The 20715-nt window shown below is 67.6% G+C and carries 18 protein-coding genes; 14 read left to right on the top strand and 4 right to left on the bottom strand.

From position 1 onward, the window contains the following. Position 1: 1 nt before the first annotated feature. On the top strand, positions 2 to 2167 hold the full coding sequence (locus QFZ52_RS10305) for an acyltransferase family protein (RefSeq protein WP_307497524.1): 2166 nt from the start codon (positions 2 to 4) through the stop codon (positions 2165 to 2167). A gap of 51 nt (positions 2168 to 2218) precedes the next feature. Next, the gene (locus QFZ52_RS10300) at positions 2219 to 3265 is read left to right on the top strand and encodes a hypothetical protein (protein WP_307497522.1); all 1047 of its coding nucleotides are present in this window, start codon (positions 2219 to 2221) and stop codon (positions 3263 to 3265) included. Between the two features lie 138 nt (positions 3266 to 3403). Here QFZ52_RS10300 and QFZ52_RS10295 read toward each other — a convergent pair whose 3' ends face one another. Then, positions 3404 to 5458, bottom strand: coding sequence for a DUF6541 family protein (locus QFZ52_RS10295; RefSeq protein WP_307497521.1), 2055 nt, complete (start codon positions 5456 to 5458; stop codon positions 3404 to 3406). Between the two features lie 153 nt (positions 5459 to 5611). Here QFZ52_RS10295 and QFZ52_RS10290 point away from each other — a divergent pair, with 153 nt between their 5' ends. Genes QFZ52_RS10290 through QFZ52_RS10275 form a run of 4 tightly spaced genes read left to right on the top strand, consistent with a single transcriptional unit; the run spans position 5612 to position 8791 of the window. Continuing rightward, positions 5612 to 6349 carry a glycosyltransferase family 2 protein gene (locus tag QFZ52_RS10290; protein ID WP_307497520.1) on the top strand — a complete coding sequence of 246 codons (738 nt, stop codon included), beginning with the start codon at positions 5612 to 5614 and terminating at the stop codon, positions 6347 to 6349. 3 nt (positions 6350 to 6352) lie between these two features. Beyond that, positions 6353 to 6772, top strand: a complete 420-nt coding sequence (locus QFZ52_RS10285) for a DUF2304 domain-containing protein (protein WP_307497519.1) — start codon at positions 6353 to 6355, stop codon at positions 6770 to 6772. Next, positions 6769 to 7743 (top strand): glycosyltransferase family 2 protein, encoded by a 975-nt coding sequence (locus QFZ52_RS10280; protein ID WP_307497518.1) that lies wholly within the window; start codon positions 6769 to 6771, stop codon positions 7741 to 7743. Before QFZ52_RS10285 ends, QFZ52_RS10280 begins: the two co-directional genes overlap by 4 nt. 16 nt (positions 7744 to 7759) lie before the next feature. Continuing rightward, complete coding sequence (locus QFZ52_RS10275; protein ID WP_307497517.1) at positions 7760 to 8791, top strand: hypothetical protein; 1032 nt, start codon at positions 7760 to 7762, stop codon at positions 8789 to 8791. A gap of 24 nt (positions 8792 to 8815) precedes the next feature. Here the strand turns inward: QFZ52_RS10275 and QFZ52_RS10270 are convergent, their stop codons facing one another. The 3 genes from QFZ52_RS10270 to QFZ52_RS10260 are packed head-to-tail and all read right to left on the bottom strand — an operon-like array spanning position 8816 to position 11559. Continuing rightward, positions 8816 to 9610 (bottom strand): SDR family oxidoreductase, encoded by a 795-nt coding sequence (locus QFZ52_RS10270; protein WP_307497516.1) that lies wholly within the window; start codon positions 9608 to 9610, stop codon positions 8816 to 8818. After that, positions 9607 to 10419, bottom strand: coding sequence for an acylneuraminate cytidylyltransferase family protein (locus QFZ52_RS10265; RefSeq protein ID WP_307497515.1), 813 nt, complete (start codon positions 10417 to 10419; stop codon positions 9607 to 9609). Before QFZ52_RS10265 ends, QFZ52_RS10270 begins: the two co-directional genes overlap by 4 nt. A 54-nt stretch (positions 10420 to 10473) precedes the next feature. Further along, positions 10474 to 11559, bottom strand: coding sequence for a Gfo/Idh/MocA family protein (locus QFZ52_RS10260; RefSeq protein WP_307497514.1), 1086 nt, complete (start codon positions 11557 to 11559; stop codon positions 10474 to 10476). Positions 11560 to 11764: 205 nt separating this feature from the next. Here QFZ52_RS10260 and QFZ52_RS10255 point away from each other — a divergent pair, with 205 nt between their 5' ends. From QFZ52_RS10255 to QFZ52_RS10220, 8 genes are all read left to right on the top strand, one after another. Then, entirely contained in the window at positions 11765 to 12379 is a 615-nt protein-coding gene (locus QFZ52_RS10255) for an acetyltransferase (RefSeq protein WP_307497513.1), read from the top strand. Continuing rightward, complete coding sequence (locus tag QFZ52_RS10250) at positions 12376 to 13428, top strand: N-acetylneuraminate synthase family protein (protein ID WP_307497512.1); 1053 nt, start codon at positions 12376 to 12378, stop codon at positions 13426 to 13428. Before QFZ52_RS10255 ends, QFZ52_RS10250 begins: the two co-directional genes overlap by 4 nt. Then, positions 13412 to 14590: a UDP-N-acetylglucosamine 2-epimerase gene (gene neuC / locus QFZ52_RS10245; RefSeq protein ID WP_307497511.1), complete on the top strand. Its 1179-nt coding sequence runs from the start codon at positions 13412 to 13414 to the stop codon at positions 14588 to 14590. The genes QFZ52_RS10250 and neuC overlap by 17 nt, the downstream gene beginning before the upstream one ends. A gap of 4 nt (positions 14591 to 14594) precedes the next feature. Then, entirely contained in the window at positions 14595 to 15653 is a 1059-nt protein-coding gene (locus tag QFZ52_RS10240) for a sugar phosphate nucleotidyltransferase (protein WP_307497510.1), read from the top strand. A gap of 5 nt (positions 15654 to 15658) precedes the next feature. Then, positions 15659 to 16666: an SDR family NAD(P)-dependent oxidoreductase gene (locus tag QFZ52_RS10235; protein ID WP_307497509.1), complete on the top strand. Its 1008-nt coding sequence runs from the start codon at positions 15659 to 15661 to the stop codon at positions 16664 to 16666. After that, entirely contained in the window at positions 16635 to 17837 is a 1203-nt protein-coding gene (locus tag QFZ52_RS10230) for an aminotransferase class I/II-fold pyridoxal phosphate-dependent enzyme (RefSeq protein WP_307497508.1), read from the top strand. The genes QFZ52_RS10235 and QFZ52_RS10230 overlap by 32 nt, the downstream gene beginning before the upstream one ends. Continuing rightward, positions 17830 to 19257, top strand: coding sequence for a hypothetical protein (locus QFZ52_RS10225; protein WP_307497507.1), 1428 nt, complete (start codon positions 17830 to 17832; stop codon positions 19255 to 19257). Before QFZ52_RS10230 ends, QFZ52_RS10225 begins: the two co-directional genes overlap by 8 nt. Positions 19258 to 19447: 190 nt before the next feature. Continuing rightward, complete coding sequence (locus tag QFZ52_RS10220) at positions 19448 to 20698, top strand: hypothetical protein (protein ID WP_307497506.1); 1251 nt, start codon at positions 19448 to 19450, stop codon at positions 20696 to 20698. Positions 20699 to 20715 lie beyond the last annotated feature (17 nt).

The following is a 20715-nucleotide window of genomic DNA, read 5'->3' as shown; positions in this document are numbered from 1 at the left end:
GATGACGCAGGACGCACCCACCCTGGCGCCGGCGACCGAGAAGCCGAAGAAGCCCCAGGGGAAGTTCCGCACCGACATCCAGGCCCTGCGCGCCCTGGCCGTGGCCGCCGTCGTCGTCAACCATCTCTGGCCCGCCGCGCTGCCCGGCGGCTATGTGGGCGTCGACATCTTCTTCGTGATCTCGGGCTTCCTGATCACCCGTCATCTGGTGGGCGAACTGCGGGGGACCGGCAGGGTCCGCTTCGCCGCGTTCTACGCCCGCCGTATGCGCCGGCTCCTGCCGGCGGCCCTGCTGGTCTCGGTGGTCGGGCTGGTGGCGTCCTGGTTCATCCTGCCGTATTCGCGCTGGCTCGACGTGGCGTGGGAAACGCTGGCCGCGTCCTTCTACGGCGAGAACTGGATGCTGGCCGCGAAGTCGATCGACTACTCGGCCGATCACGAGCTGGCCACGCCGGTGCAGCACTACTGGTCCCTCTCCGTGGAGGAGCAGTTCTACCTGATCTGGCCGCTGCTGCTGGCGGGGGCCTTCCTGCTGGCTCTGCGTCTGCGCAAGCAGCCTCTGCGTCTGCTGAGCCTGGTCATGGGCGTGGTGTTCGCCGCCTCCCTGGCCTACAGCGTCTACTTCACCGCCACCAGCAAGAACGAGGCGTACTTCGTCACCACCACCCGGGCGTGGGAGTTCGCCCTGGGCGGTCTGCTCGCGATCGTCACCTTCGCCCTGTCAGGCCGTGGCGCCCGTGCCCACGACGCCGAGCCGCCGGCCGCGGCGCAGCGGTGGATGGGCGCGCTGGGATTCGCCGGTGTGGCCGCGCTGGTCTACTCCCTCGCGACCTTCAGCACGGAGACGGATTTCCCCGGCTTCATGGCCTTGATCCCCGTGCTCGGCACCGGGGCGATCGTGCTGTCCGGGTCCGTCCTCGGCCGGAGCGCGCTCCCGTGGGTGGGATTCCGGCCCGTCCAGTTCCTGGGAGACATCTCGTACTCCTTGTACCTCTGGCACTGGCCCCTGATCATCCTGGCGATGCCCCTGCTCGGTCGGGAGCTGGGGAACCGGGAGAAGGTGGTGATCGCGGTCCTGGCGATCATCCTGGCGTTCCTGACCAAGCGGTACGTGGAGGATCCAGGCCGGACCCGGCTGTTCCGGAACCGGAAGGCCCGCGTCACCATCCTCGCCGGGTTCGGCACGATGGCCGTCGCCGGGGCCCTTTCCGTCGCCATGGTCTTCTCCGCCGGTCAGGCCGAGAAGATGGAGCAGGAACAGCTCGCCCAGCTGGCGAAGTCGCCGTGCTATGGCGCTGCGAGCCTTCTCAAAGGTTCTTCCTGCCCGAACAAGTACGGCCCTCCCGACGCGCAGAACATCGGCAAGGCCGAGTCCCCCTACTTCGCGGTGCCCGGCTGCCGTGGTGCGGCTGATCCGCTGGTCGTCCAGGGCGTGTCCTACCTGCAGGAGTGCGATTTCTCCCAGGGCAAGGCGGACGCCAAGGACGTGTGGTTCATCGGGGACTCCCACGCCGAGCAGTGGAAGTCGGTCTTCTTCGATCTGGCGCGCAAACAGCAGTGGAAGGTGCGGATGAGCCTCGCCGGGGGATGCTCCCTCGCGGACGTCCGCCGCGTGGCCTTCATGGATGCGCCGCGGCTCGACGCCACGAGCCAGCGCAAGTGCCTGGACTGGAGCCGTCAGGTCTCCGACCGGATCATGAAGCAGCGCCCTGAATTGGTGGTCGCCTCGACGTTCTCCGCGAAGGAGACGATCGACGACGGCACGGGGCGCGATCAGCTGAGCCAGTACCACTCCAGCACGGAGCGGCGCATCGCCAAGTGGGCCCAGAACGGCACCCGGGTGATCATCGTGCGGGATCCTCCGCTGACGCTCGGCAAGAGCACCCCGACCTGCGTGCTCAACAACAAGGGCAACGCCCTCGCCTGTGCCACGGAACGCGCCAAGGCGCTCGTGGCTGACCCGACCGCTCAGGCGGCCGAGAAGCTCCAGGTGCGGAATCTGAAGGTGCTGGACATGACCGACCAGTTCTGCGACGACTCCCGCTGTTACGCGGTCACGGGTGGGCTTTTCGTCTACTTCGACAACAATCACCTCACCAGGAGCTATGTTGAAAGCCTTGCACCCGTGTTCGAGCGGAGGCTCCTGGGCCTCGCGCAAGGGGCATAGCCAGGACGCCATGACGACAGGAATGCCGATTTTCATGATGGGAAGCGAGAAATGACCTCCGGACCCGAACTCAACAGCACCAGCCGCCGCGGCTTCCTGGCGCTGTGTGCAGCGATCCCTCTGGCCCTGAGCGCCTGCTCGGGCTCGCCCAAGGCGCCTGCCTCCAGCCCTCCTGTGCAGCAGAGCACCGGATTCCCCTTCACGGTCGAGCACGTCTACGGCTCCACCGTGGTCGAGCGCCCGTTCACCAAGGTGCTCACCGTGGGCGGTCAGGACTCCGAGTCCATGCTGGCGCTGGGGCTCGCTCCGATCGCCCGGACGGGGGACAACGTGTCCGCCTGGTACGGGGCCGCGCTCCGCGCTCTCGGACCGGATCCGATGCCGCAGCTGGTCGACTACACCCCGAAGCCGCTGCTCCAGGCCGCACGGGACATCCGGCCCCAGCTGATCATCTCGGTGTCTCAGGTCCTTCCCCGGGCTCTGTATGACTCCCTGTCCAAGATCGCCCCGGTGGTGCTGGCCCCGAAGACGTTGAACGTGGACTCCTGGGCGGACGTCCAGCGGTTCTACGGCAAGGTGCTCGGGGTGGCGTCCGCTGCTGAGGACGTCGTCAAGACGACGACGGATGATCTGGCGCAGTCGATCAAGGACTATCCCGGGATCAAGGGCAAGACCGCCCTCTTCGTGCGGGCCTCCTCGGCCAAGGGCGCGGACATCCAGCTCTACAACAAGGACAGCAGCCCCCTGCGGCTCCTGCGTGAGGTCGGCTTCGTCCCGGCGCCGTCGCTGGACCAGGTCCTGGCGCACCCGGGGAACGACGCTGACCGGCAGGGCGCTTCCGCCTACATCCCGCAGACCGAGGCGAAGTCTCTGACCGCGGATGTGATCATGCTCGCGGTGCCTTACGCCGACTACCAGAACTACAAGGCGTCGAAGGACCTCACGCTGTTCCCGAAGCTCGGTAAGGGTGAGGTCTATGTGGTGACCACGGACAACGCCTTCGGCTTCGAGAAGACCTCCTCCCTGGGCGCCTCCTGGCTCGGGCGCAATGTGGTCCCGGAGCTCGCCAAATTCGCCTACCTGAGCGCCAAGGCCTGAGCCCGCGGGCCGTGTCCACCTGAGCAGGCGGACACGGCCCTGTGACGGCTGGATGCGCTGATCCGCCGCGACTTACGAGGAAATGCCGGAGGGGCGGTGACCGATCGGTCACCGCCCCTCCGGCGTCTGCTGGGCTGATCAGCCGCAGGCAGTCATCTTGAACAGCCGTGCTGAGCCGACGGCCTTCACGAGCTTCACCCCGGGGGCGGAGTCGTCCGCGAGGTCCCGTGTCCCTTCGAGCGGTTCGCTGCGCGGCACCATCTCGGAGTCGGCGAAGTCCAGACCCCAGTAGGCCCGCTTCTCCTTGATCACCGGGCAGACGGCGTCGTTGTACGCGGCCTCGCTCCAGTGATCCATGAGGAGCCGTTCCTCGTCGCTGCGTGCGCCGAGGATGTGGGGGGCCACCACCTTGCGCCCGCTGAAGGCGAAGGCGAGCGAGGCGCCCGTCCGCGGGTTGCCGACGATCATGTCGCCCTCGGGGACCAGCTGGTCGAGCTGCTTCAGCAGCGCCAGCTCGTCCGAGTTCACCAGGGACGTGTCGCTCTTGGTGAGGAAGGTGGTCGTGAGCTTCTCCTGGACGGGCGCGAGGGAACCGCCCTGGGTGGCAAGACCCAGGATCACCAGCAGGACCGTGGCCGCGACCGTCAGGGTCTTGGGGGAGAGCCTCTGCACCAGGCGGGCGAGAGGCGCACGCACCGGGCTCGCGCCGGGCTCGGAGGCTGCCGGGGCGGTCTTGAGCGCACGGCCCCATTCGATGACCTTGAGGATGATCGCCTCGGCCCCGATGACGACGATGGGGAGCGTCGCCATCGGGAGCATGGCCGCGAAGCGGTTGCTGTCCGAGTACCAGACACCCGTCATGAAGAAGCGGAACTGGCCGGCCGGCCAGGCGGAGACGATGAGGAACAGCGTGGCCGCGATCACGTAGATCAGGAGGATCCACCACATGGAGCGGAAGTTCCGGGCGATCGTGTAGAGGCCCGCCAGCGTGAGGATGAAGAGGATCCAGGCGACGGTGGTGCCCATCGGCGCACTGGTGAGGACCTCGCCGACGGCGTCCGCGTTGCTCTGGATCGGCGCCCAGCTGGCCGCGCTGGCCGGCGGGCGTGCCACGACCCAGAGCGCCAGGGTCACAAGGAAATAGCCGACGATGAGGCCGAGCCACAGCACGAGCTGCCGGCCGCTCAGTTCGCGGGCCACGGCGCGCTTGAGGATGCGGAGGAGCAGGGCCAGCGCCACCGGGCAGCCGAACATCAGCAGGGCCACCAGGGCGCTCGGGTGGGTCAGTGAGAGTCCAGGGACCGTCACGATCAGGGCCAGGAATGCCGGGATGTGCAGCCGGAGCTTCTCCGACGTGATGTTCGTGGACTCGATCAGCAGGCCCAGGACGGCGGGCAGCATCGTCAGGGCCGCGTGATTGGGGTACAACACGCCGAAGGCGACCATGAGATATGGGAAGCTGCTGAACCCTGCCGACAGCACACCGGCGGTGAGGAGGCCGAAGGGGCGGAACCCGATGATGCGGCTCATCAGGAAGATGCAAGAGATCGGCCAGACGAGGGCCGCGAAGATGATGGTCGACCAGTTCAGCGCGACCATGATCGACGGAGCGCCCATCATGTAGACCAGGGCGACCATGGCATGCATGCCGACCGGGTAGAGCGCCTTCGAGGAGTCCGTCAGATTGCCGATCGTCAGCGAGTTCGCCGACTGGGTCTCGGCGATGTAGCGGATCGCGTTCAGGTGGTAGATGTTGTCGAACGTTTCGGAGAAGGACTCCGGCGTCCCGAAGCCGCTCATGTACCGGGCTGTGATGATGATCGCGGGAACCGCGACGGCGAGAGGGATCAGCCAGGCGAGAAGGCGGGGGTTCGCTTCCCTCACGGCTTCAGACGCCGAGTCGCGGAGGCCGGCTCCCGCGGCGACGAGGCGCCGGCGCCGGATCACGGCGCGGCCCGCCAGCGCGATGGCGACGAGCACGAGGGTGAGGGCGAGGATCGTGAGCGGATTGAACGGAATCCGGAGGATTCCGAAGACGACTCCGCCGCACGCGACGATGGTCGCCGTCGTCGGCACGGAGAGTGCCGCGAGGTTCAATCCCCTGACTCCGCTGGCTATGAGCAACGCTAGACCTGGCACCACGAATACGACGATGGCCAAACCGAGCGTGGGGACGGCTTCCCACCAGGACATGAATCAACTCCTCTATTACGTCCATCCAAGGTTACAAGGGTTGTCCTGCCAGTCGGCGCAAGGGCTGGTGTGTGCGGGCGGCGAACCGGGTTAGTCCCGTTGCTATACTTGCAAACCATGGGTAACTCACGGCGTTCTGGCGTTCTCATCGTCATGCCAGCGTGGAACGAAGCCGAGGCGATCGGTGACACCATCCGAAATGTGCTTGCTGTGGTTCCCCAGCACGATGTCCTGGTGGTCGATGACGGCTCCAAGGATGACACGCCGAGGATCGCCGCGGAGGCAGGGGCCACGGTTCTCCGGCTCCCCTTCAACCTCGGTGTCGGCGGCGCCATGCGTGCCGGGTTCAAGTACGCGCTCCGCAACAGGTACCGCGCGGTCATCCAGGTCGACGCCGACGGTCAGCACGATCCGCATGACATCGACCGGGTGCTCGCGGGCCTCGAACATGCGGACATCTCGATCGGCGCCCGTTTCGCCGGCCGCGGCAGCTACGGCGCCAAGGGCCCGCGCCGCTGGGCTATGTTCTTCCTCGCGAAGGTGATCTCCGGCGTCGCGCACACGCAGCTCACGGATGTGACGTCCGGGTTCCGCGCTGCCAACGAGCGGGCCATCCGGCAGTACATCTCGCATTTCCCCACCGAATACCTCGGTGACACGATCGACTCCCTCGTAGTGGCCATCAAGTCCGGCTGCAAGGTGACGCAGATCCCCGTGGAGATGAAGGAGCGCCAGGCCGGCACGCCGAGCCAGAGCCCTCTGAAGTCGTCCATCTACCTGGCCCGTTCGGGTCTGGTCCTGTGCTTCGCACTGGCCCGGCGCAGGACCCCGCGCCCGCTGGAGCTGCACGCACCACAGTCGGGCGACATCGCCGGAGAGGGAAGTGTCTGAGGCATGAGTGTCGCAGTGTCGTTGGTCCTGTCCATCCTGATGGTCATCGTCGTTCTGGTCATGCTCCGGAACGGACGCCTCCGTGAGAAGTACGCCATTCTCTGGCTGGTCATCGGTGGCCTCACCATCATCCTCGGGCTGTTCCCGCACCTTCTGAACTGGGCCGCCTCGCTGGTGGGCGTGGTCGTGCCGTCGAACCTGCTGTTCGCGCTGTCGATCCTGCTCCTGGTGGGCGTGAGCCTGCACGTGTCCCGAGAACTGACCATCCTCGAGGACGAGACCCGCATCCTCGCGGAAGAGGTCGCCATCCTTCGCTGCTCCGTGGAGCAGCTCCAGCGTGATGTCCACGCTTCCCAGACCCTGGCCCCGGATTCCCAGGCCGCCACTCAGCCAAGCCTTCTAGCGAGAGAAGAAGACAAGTGACGATTGATGTAATGCTGCCGTACTACGGCGACGTGGCCATGATGAAGGCCGCCGTGGATTCGGTGCTGGCCCAGGACGATAAGGACTTCCGGTTCACGATCGTCGACGACGGCTACCCGGACGAGAGCCTCCCGGCCTACTTCAACGGCCTGGTCGAGGGCGACGACCGCGTCCGGTACTACCGGAACGAGGAGAACCTCGGGGCCAACGGCAACTACAAGAAGTGCATCGGCCTCGTGGAGCACGACATCGTGATCATCATGGGCGCCGACGACATCATGCTGCCCAACTACCTGAGCACGGTCCGCAAGGCGTTCCAGGACCCGTCCGTCAGCATCGTGCAGCCCGGCGTCGAGGTCATCGATGAGAACGGCGCCGTCTACGAGCCGCTCGGCGACAAGGTGAAGACCTACCTCCGCCACAAGCTCGTCGGCGGCAGCAGCGAGGCCGTCGTCGAGGGCGAAGCGATCGCCGAGAGCCTCATGGTGGGCGACTGGCTGTACTTCCCGTCGGTGGCGTGGCGCTCCGAGGCCGTCAAGCACCACGATTTCCGTCCCCAGTACAACGTGGTCCAGGACCTCGCGCTGGCGACCGACATCATCCTGTCCGGTGGCCGCATGGCCGTGGTCTCCACGGTCTGCTTCCAGTACCGCCGCCACCGTGAGTCCGACTCGTCGGTCCGTGCGCTCGACGGCCGCCGCTTCGCCGAGGAGCGCGCCTTCTTCGACGAGTGCGTCCGTGACTTCACGGCCAAGTGGCTGGCCGCAGGCCGCCCGCGCCGCCAAGTGGCACCTGACGTCCCGCCTCAACGCGGCCTCCCTGACCCCGAAGGTCATCTCCAAGGGCATGTGGCCCGGCCTGCGCAAGCTCGCCGCGCACGCAGTCCGTCCCTGATCTCCGACGTTGATGCGCCGACTGGACCGTTCACGAATCCGGCGGCGCATTTTCGTTGTCCGCCCCCAGACCTCTGAAGGTGCCTGACGCTTCATGGATATCCAGAATCACTACTACGGTCACTCCGCCGTCTTCGGCCTGTACTGCGGGCTCAAGCGGCTGCGGCACGTCTCCGGGCTCATTCAGCACGGATGGACCGTGAGCAGCCCCATCACGGCACAGTTCGGCGACTTCGCCAGCTGGGGTCCCAAGCGCCGGCGCCTCTCCTGGACCAGCACCTCCCGGGGCTGGAGCCCCAACGACCCCGGCAACTTCTTCGAGGACGGCACACCGATGCTGCACGCCGTGGGAGCGCCCTACCTGTACCTGCTGGACGGCGCCCGGAAGGCGGGCTCCGTTCCGGCCCGCGGTGAGCGCACGCTCGTGCTGCCCTTGCATGGGACGGCACTGCTGAAGGTCGACGGCGATCATGGCGAGTACGCGCGGATGGTGCGCGAACGCGAAGGCGCGGCCACGGTCTGCCTGCACATCGATGACCTGGACAACCAGGAGATCATGTCGGCCTGGACCGACGCCGGCCACGACGTGATCAGCGCGGGGGACCGTCGCGATCCTCAGTTCATCGGCCGGATCCTCTGGATGATGTCTGAGGCGCCGCGTGTCGTGTCGAACCGGCTGTCGACGTCCATCATGTACGCGAGCGTCTCCGGCGCGGACGTGGAGGTGTACGGTCCCGACTTCAAGCTGGGGAACAACGCCCAGGCCGATCCCGGCCTCGTGATGCGTGACTTCTGGCCGGAGTTCCACGACCCGTCGACCCCGCAGGAGGTCCTGCGGGGGATCGCCGAGGCGGAACTGGGCCGTGGGGATATGCGCACCCCGGAGGAGCTCAAGGCGCTGCTCGGCTGGGACGGGAGCACGGCGGCTCCGTTCCTCGAATACTGGGCGAGCGGCCCGCTCACCAAGGCGCAGACGGTGCTCGGCCTGAAGAAGATCCCCGAGGGAGCCCACGCCACGGAGGCCGGACTGTCCCCGTGGCACTGGATCCGGCACCCGTTCAAGCACCTTCCGTCGCCGCTGCCGAAGCTGCCGGCGATGGCCGCCGTCGAACCCCTGCGGCCCTGAGCCGGAGCGGCTGGGGCGCTGGGTCTACCAGCTGCTCCAGCCGCCGTCGACGGCGATCGTCTGCCCGGTCACATAGCGCGAGGCATCCGAGGCGAGCCAGACGACGACGCCGCGGAAGTCATCCTCGGTGGCCATCCGCCCCAGGGGGGTGAGCTTCTCGTAGCGCTCGGTGAAGCTGTCGTCCTGGCCTCGGGCGATGCCGCCGGGAGCGAACGCGTTGACGCGGACGTTCGGCGCCAGCACGGTCGAGAGGTACCGGGTGAGCTGCACGATGCCGCCCTTGGTCGCACCGTAGGCCGCGGGATTGCCCATCCGGGTGCCCTCGTAGAGGCCCATGTTCGGACCGACGAGGCCGTAGATCGACGAGACGTTGATGATGGATCCGCCGGGGCTGGCTGAGAGGCGGGGGGCGAGCTGGCGGGCGAGGGAGAACGGGGCCCGCAGGTTCAGGGAGGAGGCGAGCTCGAACGCCTCATCACTCTGTTCCTCGAACGGGACCGCGTACCCCGGCACGCCCGAGGTGCCGGTGAACGCCGCGTTGTTCACGAGGATGTCCAGCGGGCCGTCGATGGCCTCCACGAGCTCAGTGGTGCCTTCGGCGCTGAGCAGATTGGACGCGATGCCCCACGTCCGGACGCCATGGCGCTCCGCGATCTCCTCGGCCACCCGCTGGCAGGCCTCCGGATCGACGTCGGAGATGATGACGTCGCTGCCCTGGCCGGCCAGGGCGTCGGCGAGCACGCTGCCCAGAGGGCCGCTGCCACCCGTGACGAGTGCGCGGCGACCCCGGAGGGAGAAGAGGGAATCCTGAGGGGTCATGCCTGTGCTCCTTCGCTCGCTGCCTGGACTGCCGTCGCGTGCTGTGCCGCCTGCTGCGGGGTGATCCCCGGGAGCGAGGCCAGCCCTGCGCCGACCACCGCCTCGACCAGACGGAACTCGCTTTCGTCGTCGATGCTGAAGGCGTGGGTCTCGGGGATCTCGGCGTACCCGTGCTTGCCCTCGTCGAACCAGCTGTTCTCCAGACGGCGGACGAAGTCCGAGCGCCAGACGTAGAAGCTGCCGTTGATGCGCATGAACCGCGGCACGTCCTGCCGGCGGACCACGCCGGTGCCCTCGCTGAAGTAGCGCTCCAGGTGGGAGCCGCCGTCCTCGGCGGGCTTCACGCCCACCCAGGTCGGGTTGAAGAACGGTTCCGACACCGCTATCACGCCGTCCAGTTCGGGGGACCCGGCCAGGGAATCGATGGCCGCCCGGACGCTCTCGGGGGTCCGGGTGGGGCTGGTGGGGTCCAGCAGCAGGACCATGTCATAGGACGTGCCGTCCAGTTCCTCCATGGAGGACAGCGCGTGCCGGAGCACGACGCTCATGGGGGCCGTGTCGCTGGCGAACTCGGCGGGCCGCATGAAGGGCACCTCCGCGCCCGCCTCGCGTGCGACCGCCGCGATGCCCTCGTCATCGGTCGAGACGATGCAGCGGACATCATCACCCAGAAGGCCGGCCAGCGCCACCGAATGCGCGAGGAGAGGCTTGCCCAGGAGCGGACGGATGTTCTTGCCGGGAAGTCCCTTGGACCCGCCTCGTGCAGGAATCACCGCGAGCACCTTGGGCCTGGACGGATTCTCATTCATGATTGGCTTCATCCTTGTGATGTTCGACCACGGTGACGTGGCGGGAATGCAGTATCACCACACTACCGTTTCGGCGCCTGCGGACCGGTCGGAGCGCCGCGCCGCATCGCACACCGCCACGGCCTGAACGCCCTCGAGGAGGCTCGCCGGACGGAAGCGGTTCATGGAGGTCCCGGCATCCAGGCCGGACCTCTGAAGAATCGCCAGGGTCTGCCGGCCCAGGATCGTATCAACGTCGGAGTCCGCGGGGAAGAGCCGCTCGGACCGGTCGATGGCACTGCCCACCGCCCCCGGCCATTCAAGGCTGACGCGATGAGTCACGACGTCCCAGCTGAGAGCTCCGAGTGCGGTCGCGATCCGGATTCCGCGCGTCTTCACCGGAGTGACGTAATCCAGCCGGACATGGACGGCCGCGGGCGTGTTCCAGAGAAGATCAGCGGCTTCCTCGGCTTCGATGCCGAGGATCCCCTGGCCCAGGGTGGCCTTGAGCTGTTCGGGAACGCCCAGGAGCTGGCAGGGGTAGTCGATGTCGTGGACCAGATCGCGGAGTGCGCCGCCATCCTCCCTGCGTGCGGAGTAGCTGCTGCGGAAGTCCCGCTGAGGACGCCACGAGGGGAGCCACGACTGCGAGACCACCTGGGCGCTCGTGATCCTGCCGAGGCGGGGCAGGAGCTCGGAGGCGACCGCGAAGCCCTGGTGGAAGCGGAGCGGGGCGCTGACCGAGATGATGCCGGCCAGCGGGCGACTGAGCAGGCGAGCCGCCTGCTCGACGTCGGGGGCCACAGGCTTTTCGAGGAGGATCGCCGACGGCGAGTGCTCCAGAGCCTCGAGCGTGTCCTCGATGTGGCGCCTGGTGTCGGTCGCGATCACGACCAGGTCCAGGGGCTCCTCCGGGTAGCGGTCCACCACCTCCGCCGTCGGGGGGATGTCAGGCCGGTCGCCCACCACCATCCCGGGCCGCACCGGCCACACGTAGAGCCGGTCGACGCCGAGTCCCGCCAGCACCCGGAGATGCCGGGCGCCGATCGATCCACTGCCTCTGACCAGGACCCGCAGGCCGCGGTCCGCGCCGGGGGAGAGCCGTGGGGCTTCCAGTTCCCCGGCCGCAGAGGAGCCATCCAAGTATGATGTGAACGTCATCTGGCCAATCTATGCTCTGAGGTGCTGCGGCGGTAATGGACCACCATGAAACGGCGTCCCGCCGTCCCGGCGAATCCGCCCGGAACAACATAGCAGGGCTCCCGACCGGACTGACGGGGCGAGTGGGATGACCGGCTGGCTGATCCTGGGCGGGTCGGGTCACGCACGGAGTCTTGCGTCCATCATCCGGGGCCGGGGGGATCGTGTGGCCGCCGTCAGCGACAGCGGTCTGCCGGTGGAACCGGTCGCCGGCTCGCCCGAGGCCGAAGCCTTCAGGAACCTGGACGGCACTCTGCCGCGGTGGTTCACCGCGGACGACGAGGGTGTCGATTTCGCCGTCGCCGAGGGACTGGCCATCACGATCGGCATCGGCGCCAATGGGGTGCGCCGCAGGATCGCGGACCGTCTGCTCGCGGACCCCCGCCTGTCCGCGCTCGCCCCGGCCCTCGTCGCCCGGAGCGCGACCGTCGATGTGACGGCGGAACTCGGCGCTTACACGCAGGTCGCCGAGCACGCGCACGTCGGACCCCTCTCCCAGGTGGGGACGGCCGTCATCGTGAACACCGCCGCCGTGGTGGAACACGACTGCTTCGTCGGTGCCGGGACGCACCTCGCGCCAGGCTCGGTTCTCCTGGGCGCGGTCCGCGTGGGATCCGGGGCCTTCCTCGGTTCGGGCTCCCGGGTCCTCCCGGGCCTTGAGCTGGGTGATGAGACGGTCCTCGGGGCCGGCGCCGTGGCGACCCGGCCACTGGACGGTATGGCAACATATGTGGGAGTGCCCGCCCGGCGGCTCCCCTCTACGAAAGGCCCAGCACATTGACGCATGATCAGGTTCCCGCCTCCGTCACTTTCGGCAGCCACCGCATCGGCGCGGGCGAAGAGATCTTCGTGATCGCCGAGGCCGGCGTCAACCACGACGGCGACGTCGCCGTCGCCCATGAGCTCATCGATCTCGCGGCGGACACGGGGGCCAACGCGGTCAAGTTCCAGACCTTCAAGCCGGAGGCGCTGGTCACGAGCTCTGCGGGGACCACGCCGTATCAGAAGAAGGCCGGATTCGCGGAGTCGCAGTCGGAGATGCTGGCGCGTCTCACCCTGCCGGGCACCGCGTGGGCTGAGCTCCGTGATCACTGTGACGAGAGGGGCATCACCTTCCTCTCCACGCCGTTCGACTACGAGAGCGCCCTGATGCTCGCCGAGCTCGGTGTGCCGGGCCTGAAGATCGGCTCGGGTGAACTCACCAACACCCCGTACCTCTCGGCCATCGCCGAATTCGGGATCCCGATGATCGTGTCCACCGGCATGGGCACCCTTGAGGAGATCGCGGCGGCGCTCGAAGCGACCGCCAAGGCGCCCGCGACGGTGCTGCTGCACTGCGTCTCCGCCTACCCGGCGCCGCTGGAGGAAGCGAATCTCCGGGCGATCCCCGCGCTGCGTGAGCAGTTCGGGGTGGAGGTCGGCTGGTCCGACCACACCCCCGGTGCCGTCACGGCCATCGCCGCGACCGCGCTGGGCTCCACCCTGCTGGAGAAGCACATCACCACCGACAAGACCCGGAACGGCCCGGACCACTCGGCCTCCCTGGAGCGCGAGGAGTTCGCCGACTACGTCCGCTCCGTCCGTGAGGCGCACCGTGCGCTGGGTGACGGCCGGAAGCGCCGGATGCCGAGCGAGGAGGCGAACGCGTCGCTCGTCCGCCGTTCGTACCATGCCGCGCGGGACATCGCGCAGGGGGCTGTGATCACGGCCGACGACGTCGCGATCCTCCGGCCGGAAGGCGGCCTCGCGCCGTCGTCGCTGGTGATCGGCGAGACCACCGCGCGCAATGTCACGGCGGGCTCCGCGCTCCGTCGTGAAGACCTCGTCTGAGATGAAGGTCCTCGCGTTCGTCGGCACCCGCGCCGACCTGTTCCCGCTGGGTCCCGTCCTCACCGCGCTCGCCGCCGATGAAGCGGTGGACCTCCATGTGGCCACCGCCATCGGGTTCCCGGACGGGACCGCGAAGGCGCGGCTGCTCGAGGCCGGGCTGACCGACGGAGATTTCACCCACCACGAGCTGGGACTCCACCTCAAGACCCTGACCGCCGACTCCCAGGCGCATGCCGGGGCCGGGCTTTCGGCCAAGATGGCCGATCTGGCGCGTGACCTGGAGCCCGAGGCGATCGTCGTCCTGGGCGACCGCTGGGAACTGCTGTACGTGATCCCGCCATTCATCCTCCGGGGCATCCGTCTGATCCATCTGCACGGCGGGGAGGTCACGGAAGGGGCCCTGGACGAGCGCGTCCGTCACGCGGTGACCAAGCTGGCCGATCAGCATTGCGTCAGCACCGCCGGCGCCGCCCGGCGTGTCGCGCAGCTCGGGGAATCCGCGGACCGGATCCATCAGACCGGAGCCCCCGGACTGGACCGCTTCGCCGATCCCGTCCCGCTGAGCGCCGAAGAGTTCGAACGCGAGTTCGGCACCCCGCTGGTGCAGCCCCTGGTGCTCGTCACCTACCACCCTCCCACCGCCGAGATGCGCGGAGGGGCCGGTGAACTCGCCCGTCAGGTGTTCGAGGAGAGCATCACGCAGGCGGGCACCACGATTCTCACGTACCCGGGCTTCGACACGGGACGCGAGGAGATCATCGCGGAACTCCAGTCCCTCGAGGCCGAGGGGATTCCGGGCGTGATCGTCCGGGAAAGCCTGGGCCCGCTGTACCCCCGTGTCATGGCGACCGTGCAGGCTCTGGTGGGCAATTCCTCGTCGGGAATCCTGGAGGCCGCCAGTTTCGGCGTGCCGGTGGTCAACGTCGGAGACAGGCAGCGGGGCCGGGAACACGGGGCCAACGTGCTCCACGCCCGCGATGAGCGCGAAGAGATCCGCGCTAGTATTGAGAAGGTTCTGACGACGCCGTTTCGCGCCCTGAGCCGTGATGTGGTCAATCCTTACGGAGATTCACACGCTGCTGCATTGATCGAAAAGGTCGTCGTGGACAGCCCTGAGACCGGGTTGAGCAAGACATTCGTTGACATATCCGTTGGAGACTGAATCTATGACTATTGAGGGCCCGCTGAGCAACGTGTGCATCGGTCCGGAGGCCACTGTGCGGGAGGCGCTCGAAGCCATCGATCGCGGGGCGTCCGCAATAGCGCTGGTCACCGACGCCGACGGAGTCCTGCAGGGAGTCCTCACCGACGGTGACATCCGCCGCGGTCTCCTCCGGGGAGCGGAGCTGGGCTCGAACGTCCTCGAATTCGCGAACGGCAGCCCCCACGTCGTGGGCACCGGCGCCACCCGGGCGTCCGTGCTGGACCTGATGAGGAGCCTGCGGATCAGCGAGGTCCCGGTGGTCGACGACGACGGCCGGCTCGTGGGGCTCCACACCCTCACCGACATCGTCGGGCGGAAGCAGCTGAACAACCTCGCCGTCATCATGGCCGGCGGCAAGGGAACCCGTCTCGGCGCCCTGACCAAGGACACCCCGAAGCCTCTCATGACGGTGGCGGACCGGACGATCATCGAGTGGATCATCCTCGGCCTGGTCGAGTCCGGGATCACCAACATCTACGTCTCGGTCGCGCATCTCGCCGAGAAGATCATCGATCACCTGGGCGACGGCAGCCGCCTCGGCTGCACCATCAAGTACCTGCATGAGGATCCCGCGAAGCCGCTCAACACGGCCGGCGCGCTGGGCCTGCTTCACCATGAGGTCCCGGAGATCAAGGACGCCGTCATCGTGACGAACGCCGATCTCATGGTCCGCTACTCCGCGAGCGATCTGCTGGCGTTCCACGATTCCAAGGGCGCGGCCGTGACCGTCGCGGCACGGCCGTACACCCACCAGGTGCCGTTCGGTGTCCTGGAGATCGGCGAGGGACGCGCGATCAGCTCCGTGGTGGAGAAGCCCACGGTGGAGTTCGAGATCAGCACCGGCATCTACGCCGTCTCTCCTCAGGCACTGGCGATGGTCCCTTACATGGAACCCTTCTCGATGCCCGAGCTGGTCAAGGCGTGCATCGACGACTCGAAGACCGTGGCCGCATGGCCCATTGATTCCGACTGGATCGACGTCGGAACCCCCAAAGACCTAGCAACAGCGAAAGGCCAGTGAACACCATGAACTACAACGACATCAAGGGCAAGACAGTAGTTGTCACCGGTGCCGATGGCTTCATCGGCAGCCACGTCACGCAGCGGCTGATCGCTGAGGGCGCGAACGTCCGGGCGCTGTGTGTCTACAACTCCAACGGCTCCTACGGCTGGCTCGATGACCTGAGCCCCGCGGAGCGCGACGCCGTCGACCTGCAGCTGGGTGACATCCGCGACGCCGAGTTCGTCTCCGACCTGGTCAAGGGTTCCGATGTGGTGCTGCACCTCGCCGCGCTGATCGCGATCCCGTACTCCTACCAGGCTCCCCGTTCCTACGTCGAGACGAACGTCGTGGGCACCCTGAACGTCCTCGAGGGCGTCCGCCGTCACGACGTCCCGCGCCTCGTGAACACCTCCACCTCCGAGGTGTACGGCACGCCGAAGACCGTCCCGATCACGATCGAGAACGAACTGCGGGGCCAGTCCCCGTACAGCGCCACCAAGATCGCCGCCGACAAGCTCTGTGAAGCCTGGGCGAGCTCCTTCGAGACCCCCGTGGTCGTGCTGCGTCCGTTCAACACGTACGGCCCGCGTCAGTCCGCCCGCGCCGTCATCCCCACGGTTCTTCAACAGATGATCGCCGGTGCTGAGAAGATCCACCTGGGTTCCCTGACCCCGCGTCGTGACTTCACCTTCGTGGAGGACACCGCGGACGGCTTCTTCAAGGCCGCCACGGCCCAGATCCCGCTCGAAGGCCAGGTCATCCAGCTCGGCACGGGCCACGACGTCAGCATCGGCGAACTCGTCGAGATGGCCGCCAAGGTCACGGGCTCCACCGCGGAGATCGTCACCGAAGACGTCCGCGTCCGTCCCGAGGCCAGCGAAGTCATGCACCTCCTCTCCGACCCGTCCCAGGCTCTCGCCGAGCTCGGCTGGGCCCCCCAGGTCAGCCTGGAAGAGGGCCTGCGCCGCTCGGCCGAGTGGATCAAGGCCCGCGGTGTGGATGCCGCGGCCGCAGCCAAGTACTCCCGCTGAATCGTCGGAAAGGCAGAACGTGTCGCGAGTCCCTCTTGCAATCCCGAACATCGGAGAGCGCGAAGCTGAACTGATGAATGAAGCCGTTCGCAGCGGCTTCGTCTCCTCGGTGGGCCATTTCGTCAGCGACTTCGAAGAACGTTTCGCGGACTACGTCGGAGCCAAGTATGCCGTGGCCTGTGCCTCCGGCACCGCGGCTCTGCACATCGCCATGCGACTCGCGGACATCCAGCCCGGCGACATGGTGGCCGTCTCGGACTTCACCTTCATGGCGAGTTCCAACGCGGCCTCCTACCAGTTCGCCGATCTGCTGCTGGTGGACTCCGACGCCGAGTCCTGGTGCATGGACGTCCCCAAGCTCCGCGCCGAACTCGAGCGCCGTCAGGCCGCGGGGGAGAAGCTTCCGAAGGCCATCGAGATCGTCCACATCCTCGGCCAGCCTGCTGACGCGGCTGCCGCCGTCGAACTGGCCCGTGAATACGGCATTCTCGTGATCGAGGACGCGGCGGAGGCTCTGGGCGCGACCTGGACCTCCGGTCCTCTGGCCGGCCGGCACGTGGGCACCGTGGGTGACATGGGGGCGTTCTCGTTCAACGGGAACAAGATCATGACCACCGGCGGTGGTGGAATGTTCACCACCGACGATCCGGAGCTCGCCCGCCGTGCGAAGCACCTGTCCACCCAGGCCAGGATGCCTGACCGGGGCTACCTCCACGACGAGATCGGCTTCAACTACCGTCTGACGAACATCGCGGCTGCGCTGGGCGTGGCCCAGCTGGAGCGCCTGGACGGTTTCGTCGTCACCAAGCGGGAGATCGCCGCACGGTACAACGAGGCGTTCGCCGGCACCGAGATCCAGACCCCTCCGGCTCTGGAGGGACAGGAGTCGACGTACTGGCTGTACTCGATCCTGGTGCCGGCCTCGCGCGGAGCGAATGCCCGCGACGAACTGCAGGACTTCCTGGCCGAGGTCGACCTCGAATCCCGGTCGCTCTGGCGTCCGCTGCACATGCAGCCGCCGCTCAAGGACGAGGCGCGCGTCGGCGGCGCCGTCGGCGAGGACCTCTTCTCCCGCGGTTTGTCCCTGCCGTGCTCGACCGAGCTGACTCCCGAGGACCAGCAGCGGGTCATCGACCGCGTCCGGGAATGGCTCGCCCTCGGCAGTGAGTGACCCGCAGCTCGCTGAAGCCGGTGCACCCTCCCCGGGTGCACCGGTGCGCACGGGGCGCAATTCGGTCCTGTACCTCGTCGGAGCCCTCATGCAGGGCCTCGGCATCTTCATCGTTCAGCCGTTCGCGCTCCATGTCCTGAACAATGACGCCAAATGGCAGGAACTGTTCCTGTCCGTGTCGGTGATCCAGGTGGGCGTGGTTCTCGCCGCGGCCGGCCTGCCCCTGGCCATCACCAAGGCCTGGTTCGATCCGGGCGGCCATACCAAGGCCCGTGCGATCAGCGGGTTCCTCACGCTGGGCGGACTGGTGCTCGGGCTTCTCGCCGGGGGCGCTTGCCTGCTTTTCGCGTCGGGCCTGAAGGGTTCGACCAGCTTCTCGATCGCCCTGGTGGCGATGGGGCTGCAGGCCTCCGTGCTCGCCGCCCAGGCCATCCTGCGAGCCCAGGGACGCGCTGTCATGTTCGTCGTCCTGAGTCTGTGCTCCTCCATGGCCGCCTACCTCGGCGGGCTGGTGGCCATGCTGCTGTTCGGGGCGGAAGCCTCGATCTTCATGACCGGTTACGGGTTCCTCGTCTTCCTGAGCGCCATCCTGTCCGTGATCGTGGCCCGTCCGGTGATTCCCTTCACCCATCCGGAAGCCATCCGGGAGGCCGTGGCGATCGGCGTTCCGGTCCTGCCCCACACCGGGGCTCTCATGCTTCTGACCCAGGGCGCCCCCTTCCTGCTCGCGGTGGTCGCGGTCAGCGGCGTCTCCGGTGACTACGGGAAGGTCCAGATCTTCGTGCTGGGCAGCATCACGCTGCTCGGCGCCCTGAACAACGCCTGGGTCCCCGCGCTCATGTCGGTCCGAGGAGAAGACCGCGTCCGGCGCATGCGGTCCACCATGACCACCGCGAGCCTGGCCGGGCTCGCCATCGTGGTGGCCGCATCCTCCGGGGCGAACCTCGTCGTGCATGTGATGGCGGGTGGCAAGGAGAGCCTCATCCCGGTGGCGCAGATCATGCCGCTCATCGCGCTGGGATATCTCCTCTACCTCAATGCCTCCACGCTGCTCTTCGCGGACAACGTGACCTGGTGGCTCTCCGTCGTCACGCCGGCCGTGCTCGTGGCCTCGGGCGCCCTGGCGCTGTGGCCGGCCAGGGAGGGAAACCTCGAGGGTGTCGCGCTGGTCTCGGTGATCTCGTTCCTGTTGCTCGGATTGGCCTATCTGGCCGTGGCGTGGCGACGGGCCGCCGGTGGCTGGGCCCTCGGTGTCTATGCCCTGTGCTGGGTGGTCGGTGTCGCCTACGTCGGCGTGCTGCTCCTTCTGCCCACCGACGTCGTGACCGGCCTCGCCACCGTGGGCGTGGCTGCGGTCATCGCCTTCGCGGGCGCCGTGCTCTGGAGGATCAAGGCCCGCCGTTCTGCGGCCCGGGCCTGAACCTTTCCGCAAGCAGCCGGCAAGCGCGCTTCCCAGCGCCACCAGCCCTGATACGCGGGTCTTGGTAGAATCGACCCGGCTGTCCGGGGGAGCGCGGCCGTCAGCGACGCCCTGCCCCGATGAGTCCGGTCCCGTCGGGGACCGGAAGCCACTCGCATCAGATCCTGAGAAGGGAACGTGGGAATCAGGCATGGCTCAGTTCACGGCTTTTCGGGGGACGAAGCAACGCCTGGGGTGGGTGCACGGCGTGATCGCCGCGATCTTCGCGATCACCGTCGCGTGCCTCGGCCCCGGTGTTGTGTGGGCCGACACGGTCCAGTACATCCGGATCGCTCACGAACTGCAGGGCGAGTCCGCCGATGACGCCTGGCGTGCGGCCTACACGGAGTTCTGCCGCAACCCCTCGATCCCGTACCAGGGGACGGTCGAGAACTGTGTGACGACCACCATGGCGGGGCGCGGGCCGATCATCGGGTACGTCGACAGGAATCCGCAGTATCAGGAGATCTTCAGCCCGCGGATCGGGTATCCCCTGATGGCGATCCCGCTGATGAACTGGCTCGGTGACCGGACTGGTCTGTGGCTGATCTCGATCCTCTCGATCACGGTGGCCGGGCTCCTGTTCACCAGGCTGGCGCGTCTGGCGGGACTGCCCCGCGTCCCGGCCATCATCGCGCAGATCGCCTTCTACCTGCTTCCGGTGAGCATTCCGCACGGGATCGCGCTGCTGGCCGAGGCGCCCACCTTGGCGGCCTCCCTGGTGCTCGCCATGGGCTTCGCCTACGTCCTCAGGAGACGAACGGTCCTCGGTGTCGTGCTCGCGGTGCCCGGACTGGGGCTGGTCCTGTTCTTCAAGTACTCGTCCATGCTGCTGCTCTGCGTGAGCATCGTGCTGGTCTGCCTCATGCTGTTGCTGTTCCGGACCCTTCGCGCACGCAGCGAACTGCGGGTGGCGACCCTCTTGTCCGTGGCTCTGCTGCTGGTCACCCTCGGCCTGAATGCCCTGTTCTCCTTCCCCGGCCTGGAACACAGCCTGCAGGACACCTTCACGGACCACTTCCGCCTGCCGCCGGTCTCCGATCCGGTCCAGCGGCTGATCGCGCTCGAGTTCGACTTCCTGAACTCGTTCGTCGCGGACATCCTGGAGAACCTGGGATACTTCTCAGTCCTCGCCGCGGGCGTGATGGGGATCGTCCTGGCCCTGCGTGCCCGCAGCTTCGACCTGTCGGGCTGGCCGCTGATCGCGCTGGCACTCTACGGCGTGCTCAGCGTGGTGGGGCATCCCGTCTACAGCCAGGCGGAACGGCTCGGGTCCAGTATCTGGGTCGTGGCCGCGCTCGGCGTCGGTTTCCTCGCGTGGTTCCTGTTCAGCCTGGGCGGACAGCGGAAGGCATCCGACGACGGCGGCGCGGGCCGCCGTCGTCGGGATCAGTTGACGTGATGGTCTCCGCAGCGGGC

Origin of the sequence: Arthrobacter woluwensis, from assembly GCF_030816155.1 — a bacterium.
GTDB lineage: Bacteria > Actinomycetota > Actinomycetes > Actinomycetales > Micrococcaceae > Arthrobacter_E > Arthrobacter_E woluwensis_A.
Note: the sequence above shows the minus strand (reverse complement) of the source record. Positions and strands in the feature narration are given on the sequence as shown.

What these genes read in the sequence shown, in the direction of transcription:
- QFZ52_RS10235 (WP_307497509.1), top strand. Translation starts at nt 15,659, where the DNA reads ATGAACTACAACGACATCAAGGGCAAGACAGTAGTTGTCACCGGTGCC.
- QFZ52_RS10285 (WP_307497519.1), top strand. Translation starts at nt 6,353, where the DNA reads ATGAGTGTCGCAGTGTCGTTGGTCCTGTCCATCCTGATGGTCATCGTC.
- QFZ52_RS10260 (WP_307497514.1), bottom strand. Translation starts at nt 11,559, where the DNA reads ATGACGTTCACATCATACTTGGATGGCTCCTCTGCGGCCGGGGAACTG.
- QFZ52_RS10290 (WP_307497520.1), top strand. Translation starts at nt 5,612, where the DNA reads ATGCCAGCGTGGAACGAAGCCGAGGCGATCGGTGACACCATCCGAAAT.
- QFZ52_RS10275 (WP_307497517.1), top strand. Translation starts at nt 7,760, where the DNA reads ATGGATATCCAGAATCACTACTACGGTCACTCCGCCGTCTTCGGCCTG.
- QFZ52_RS10270 (WP_307497516.1), bottom strand. Translation starts at nt 9,610, where the DNA reads ATGACCCCTCAGGATTCCCTCTTCTCCCTCCGGGGTCGCCGCGCACTC.
- QFZ52_RS10240 (WP_307497510.1), top strand. Translation starts at nt 14,595, where the DNA reads ATGACTATTGAGGGCCCGCTGAGCAACGTGTGCATCGGTCCGGAGGCC.
- QFZ52_RS10265 (WP_307497515.1), bottom strand. Translation starts at nt 10,419, where the DNA reads ATGAATGAGAATCCGTCCAGGCCCAAGGTGCTCGCGGTGATTCCTGCA.
- QFZ52_RS10295 (WP_307497521.1), bottom strand. Translation starts at nt 5,458, where the DNA reads ATGTCCTGGTGGGAAGCCGTCCCCACGCTCGGTTTGGCCATCGTCGTA.
- QFZ52_RS10220 (WP_307497506.1), top strand. Translation starts at nt 19,448, where the DNA reads ATGGCTCAGTTCACGGCTTTTCGGGGGACGAAGCAACGCCTGGGGTGG.
- QFZ52_RS10230 (WP_307497508.1), top strand. Translation starts at nt 16,635, where the DNA reads ATGCCGCGGCCGCAGCCAAGTACTCCCGCTGAATCGTCGGAAAGGCAG.
- QFZ52_RS10305 (WP_307497524.1), top strand. Translation starts at nt 2, where the DNA reads ATGACGCAGGACGCACCCACCCTGGCGCCGGCGACCGAGAAGCCGAAG.
- QFZ52_RS10300 (WP_307497522.1), top strand. Translation starts at nt 2,219, where the DNA reads ATGACCTCCGGACCCGAACTCAACAGCACCAGCCGCCGCGGCTTCCTG.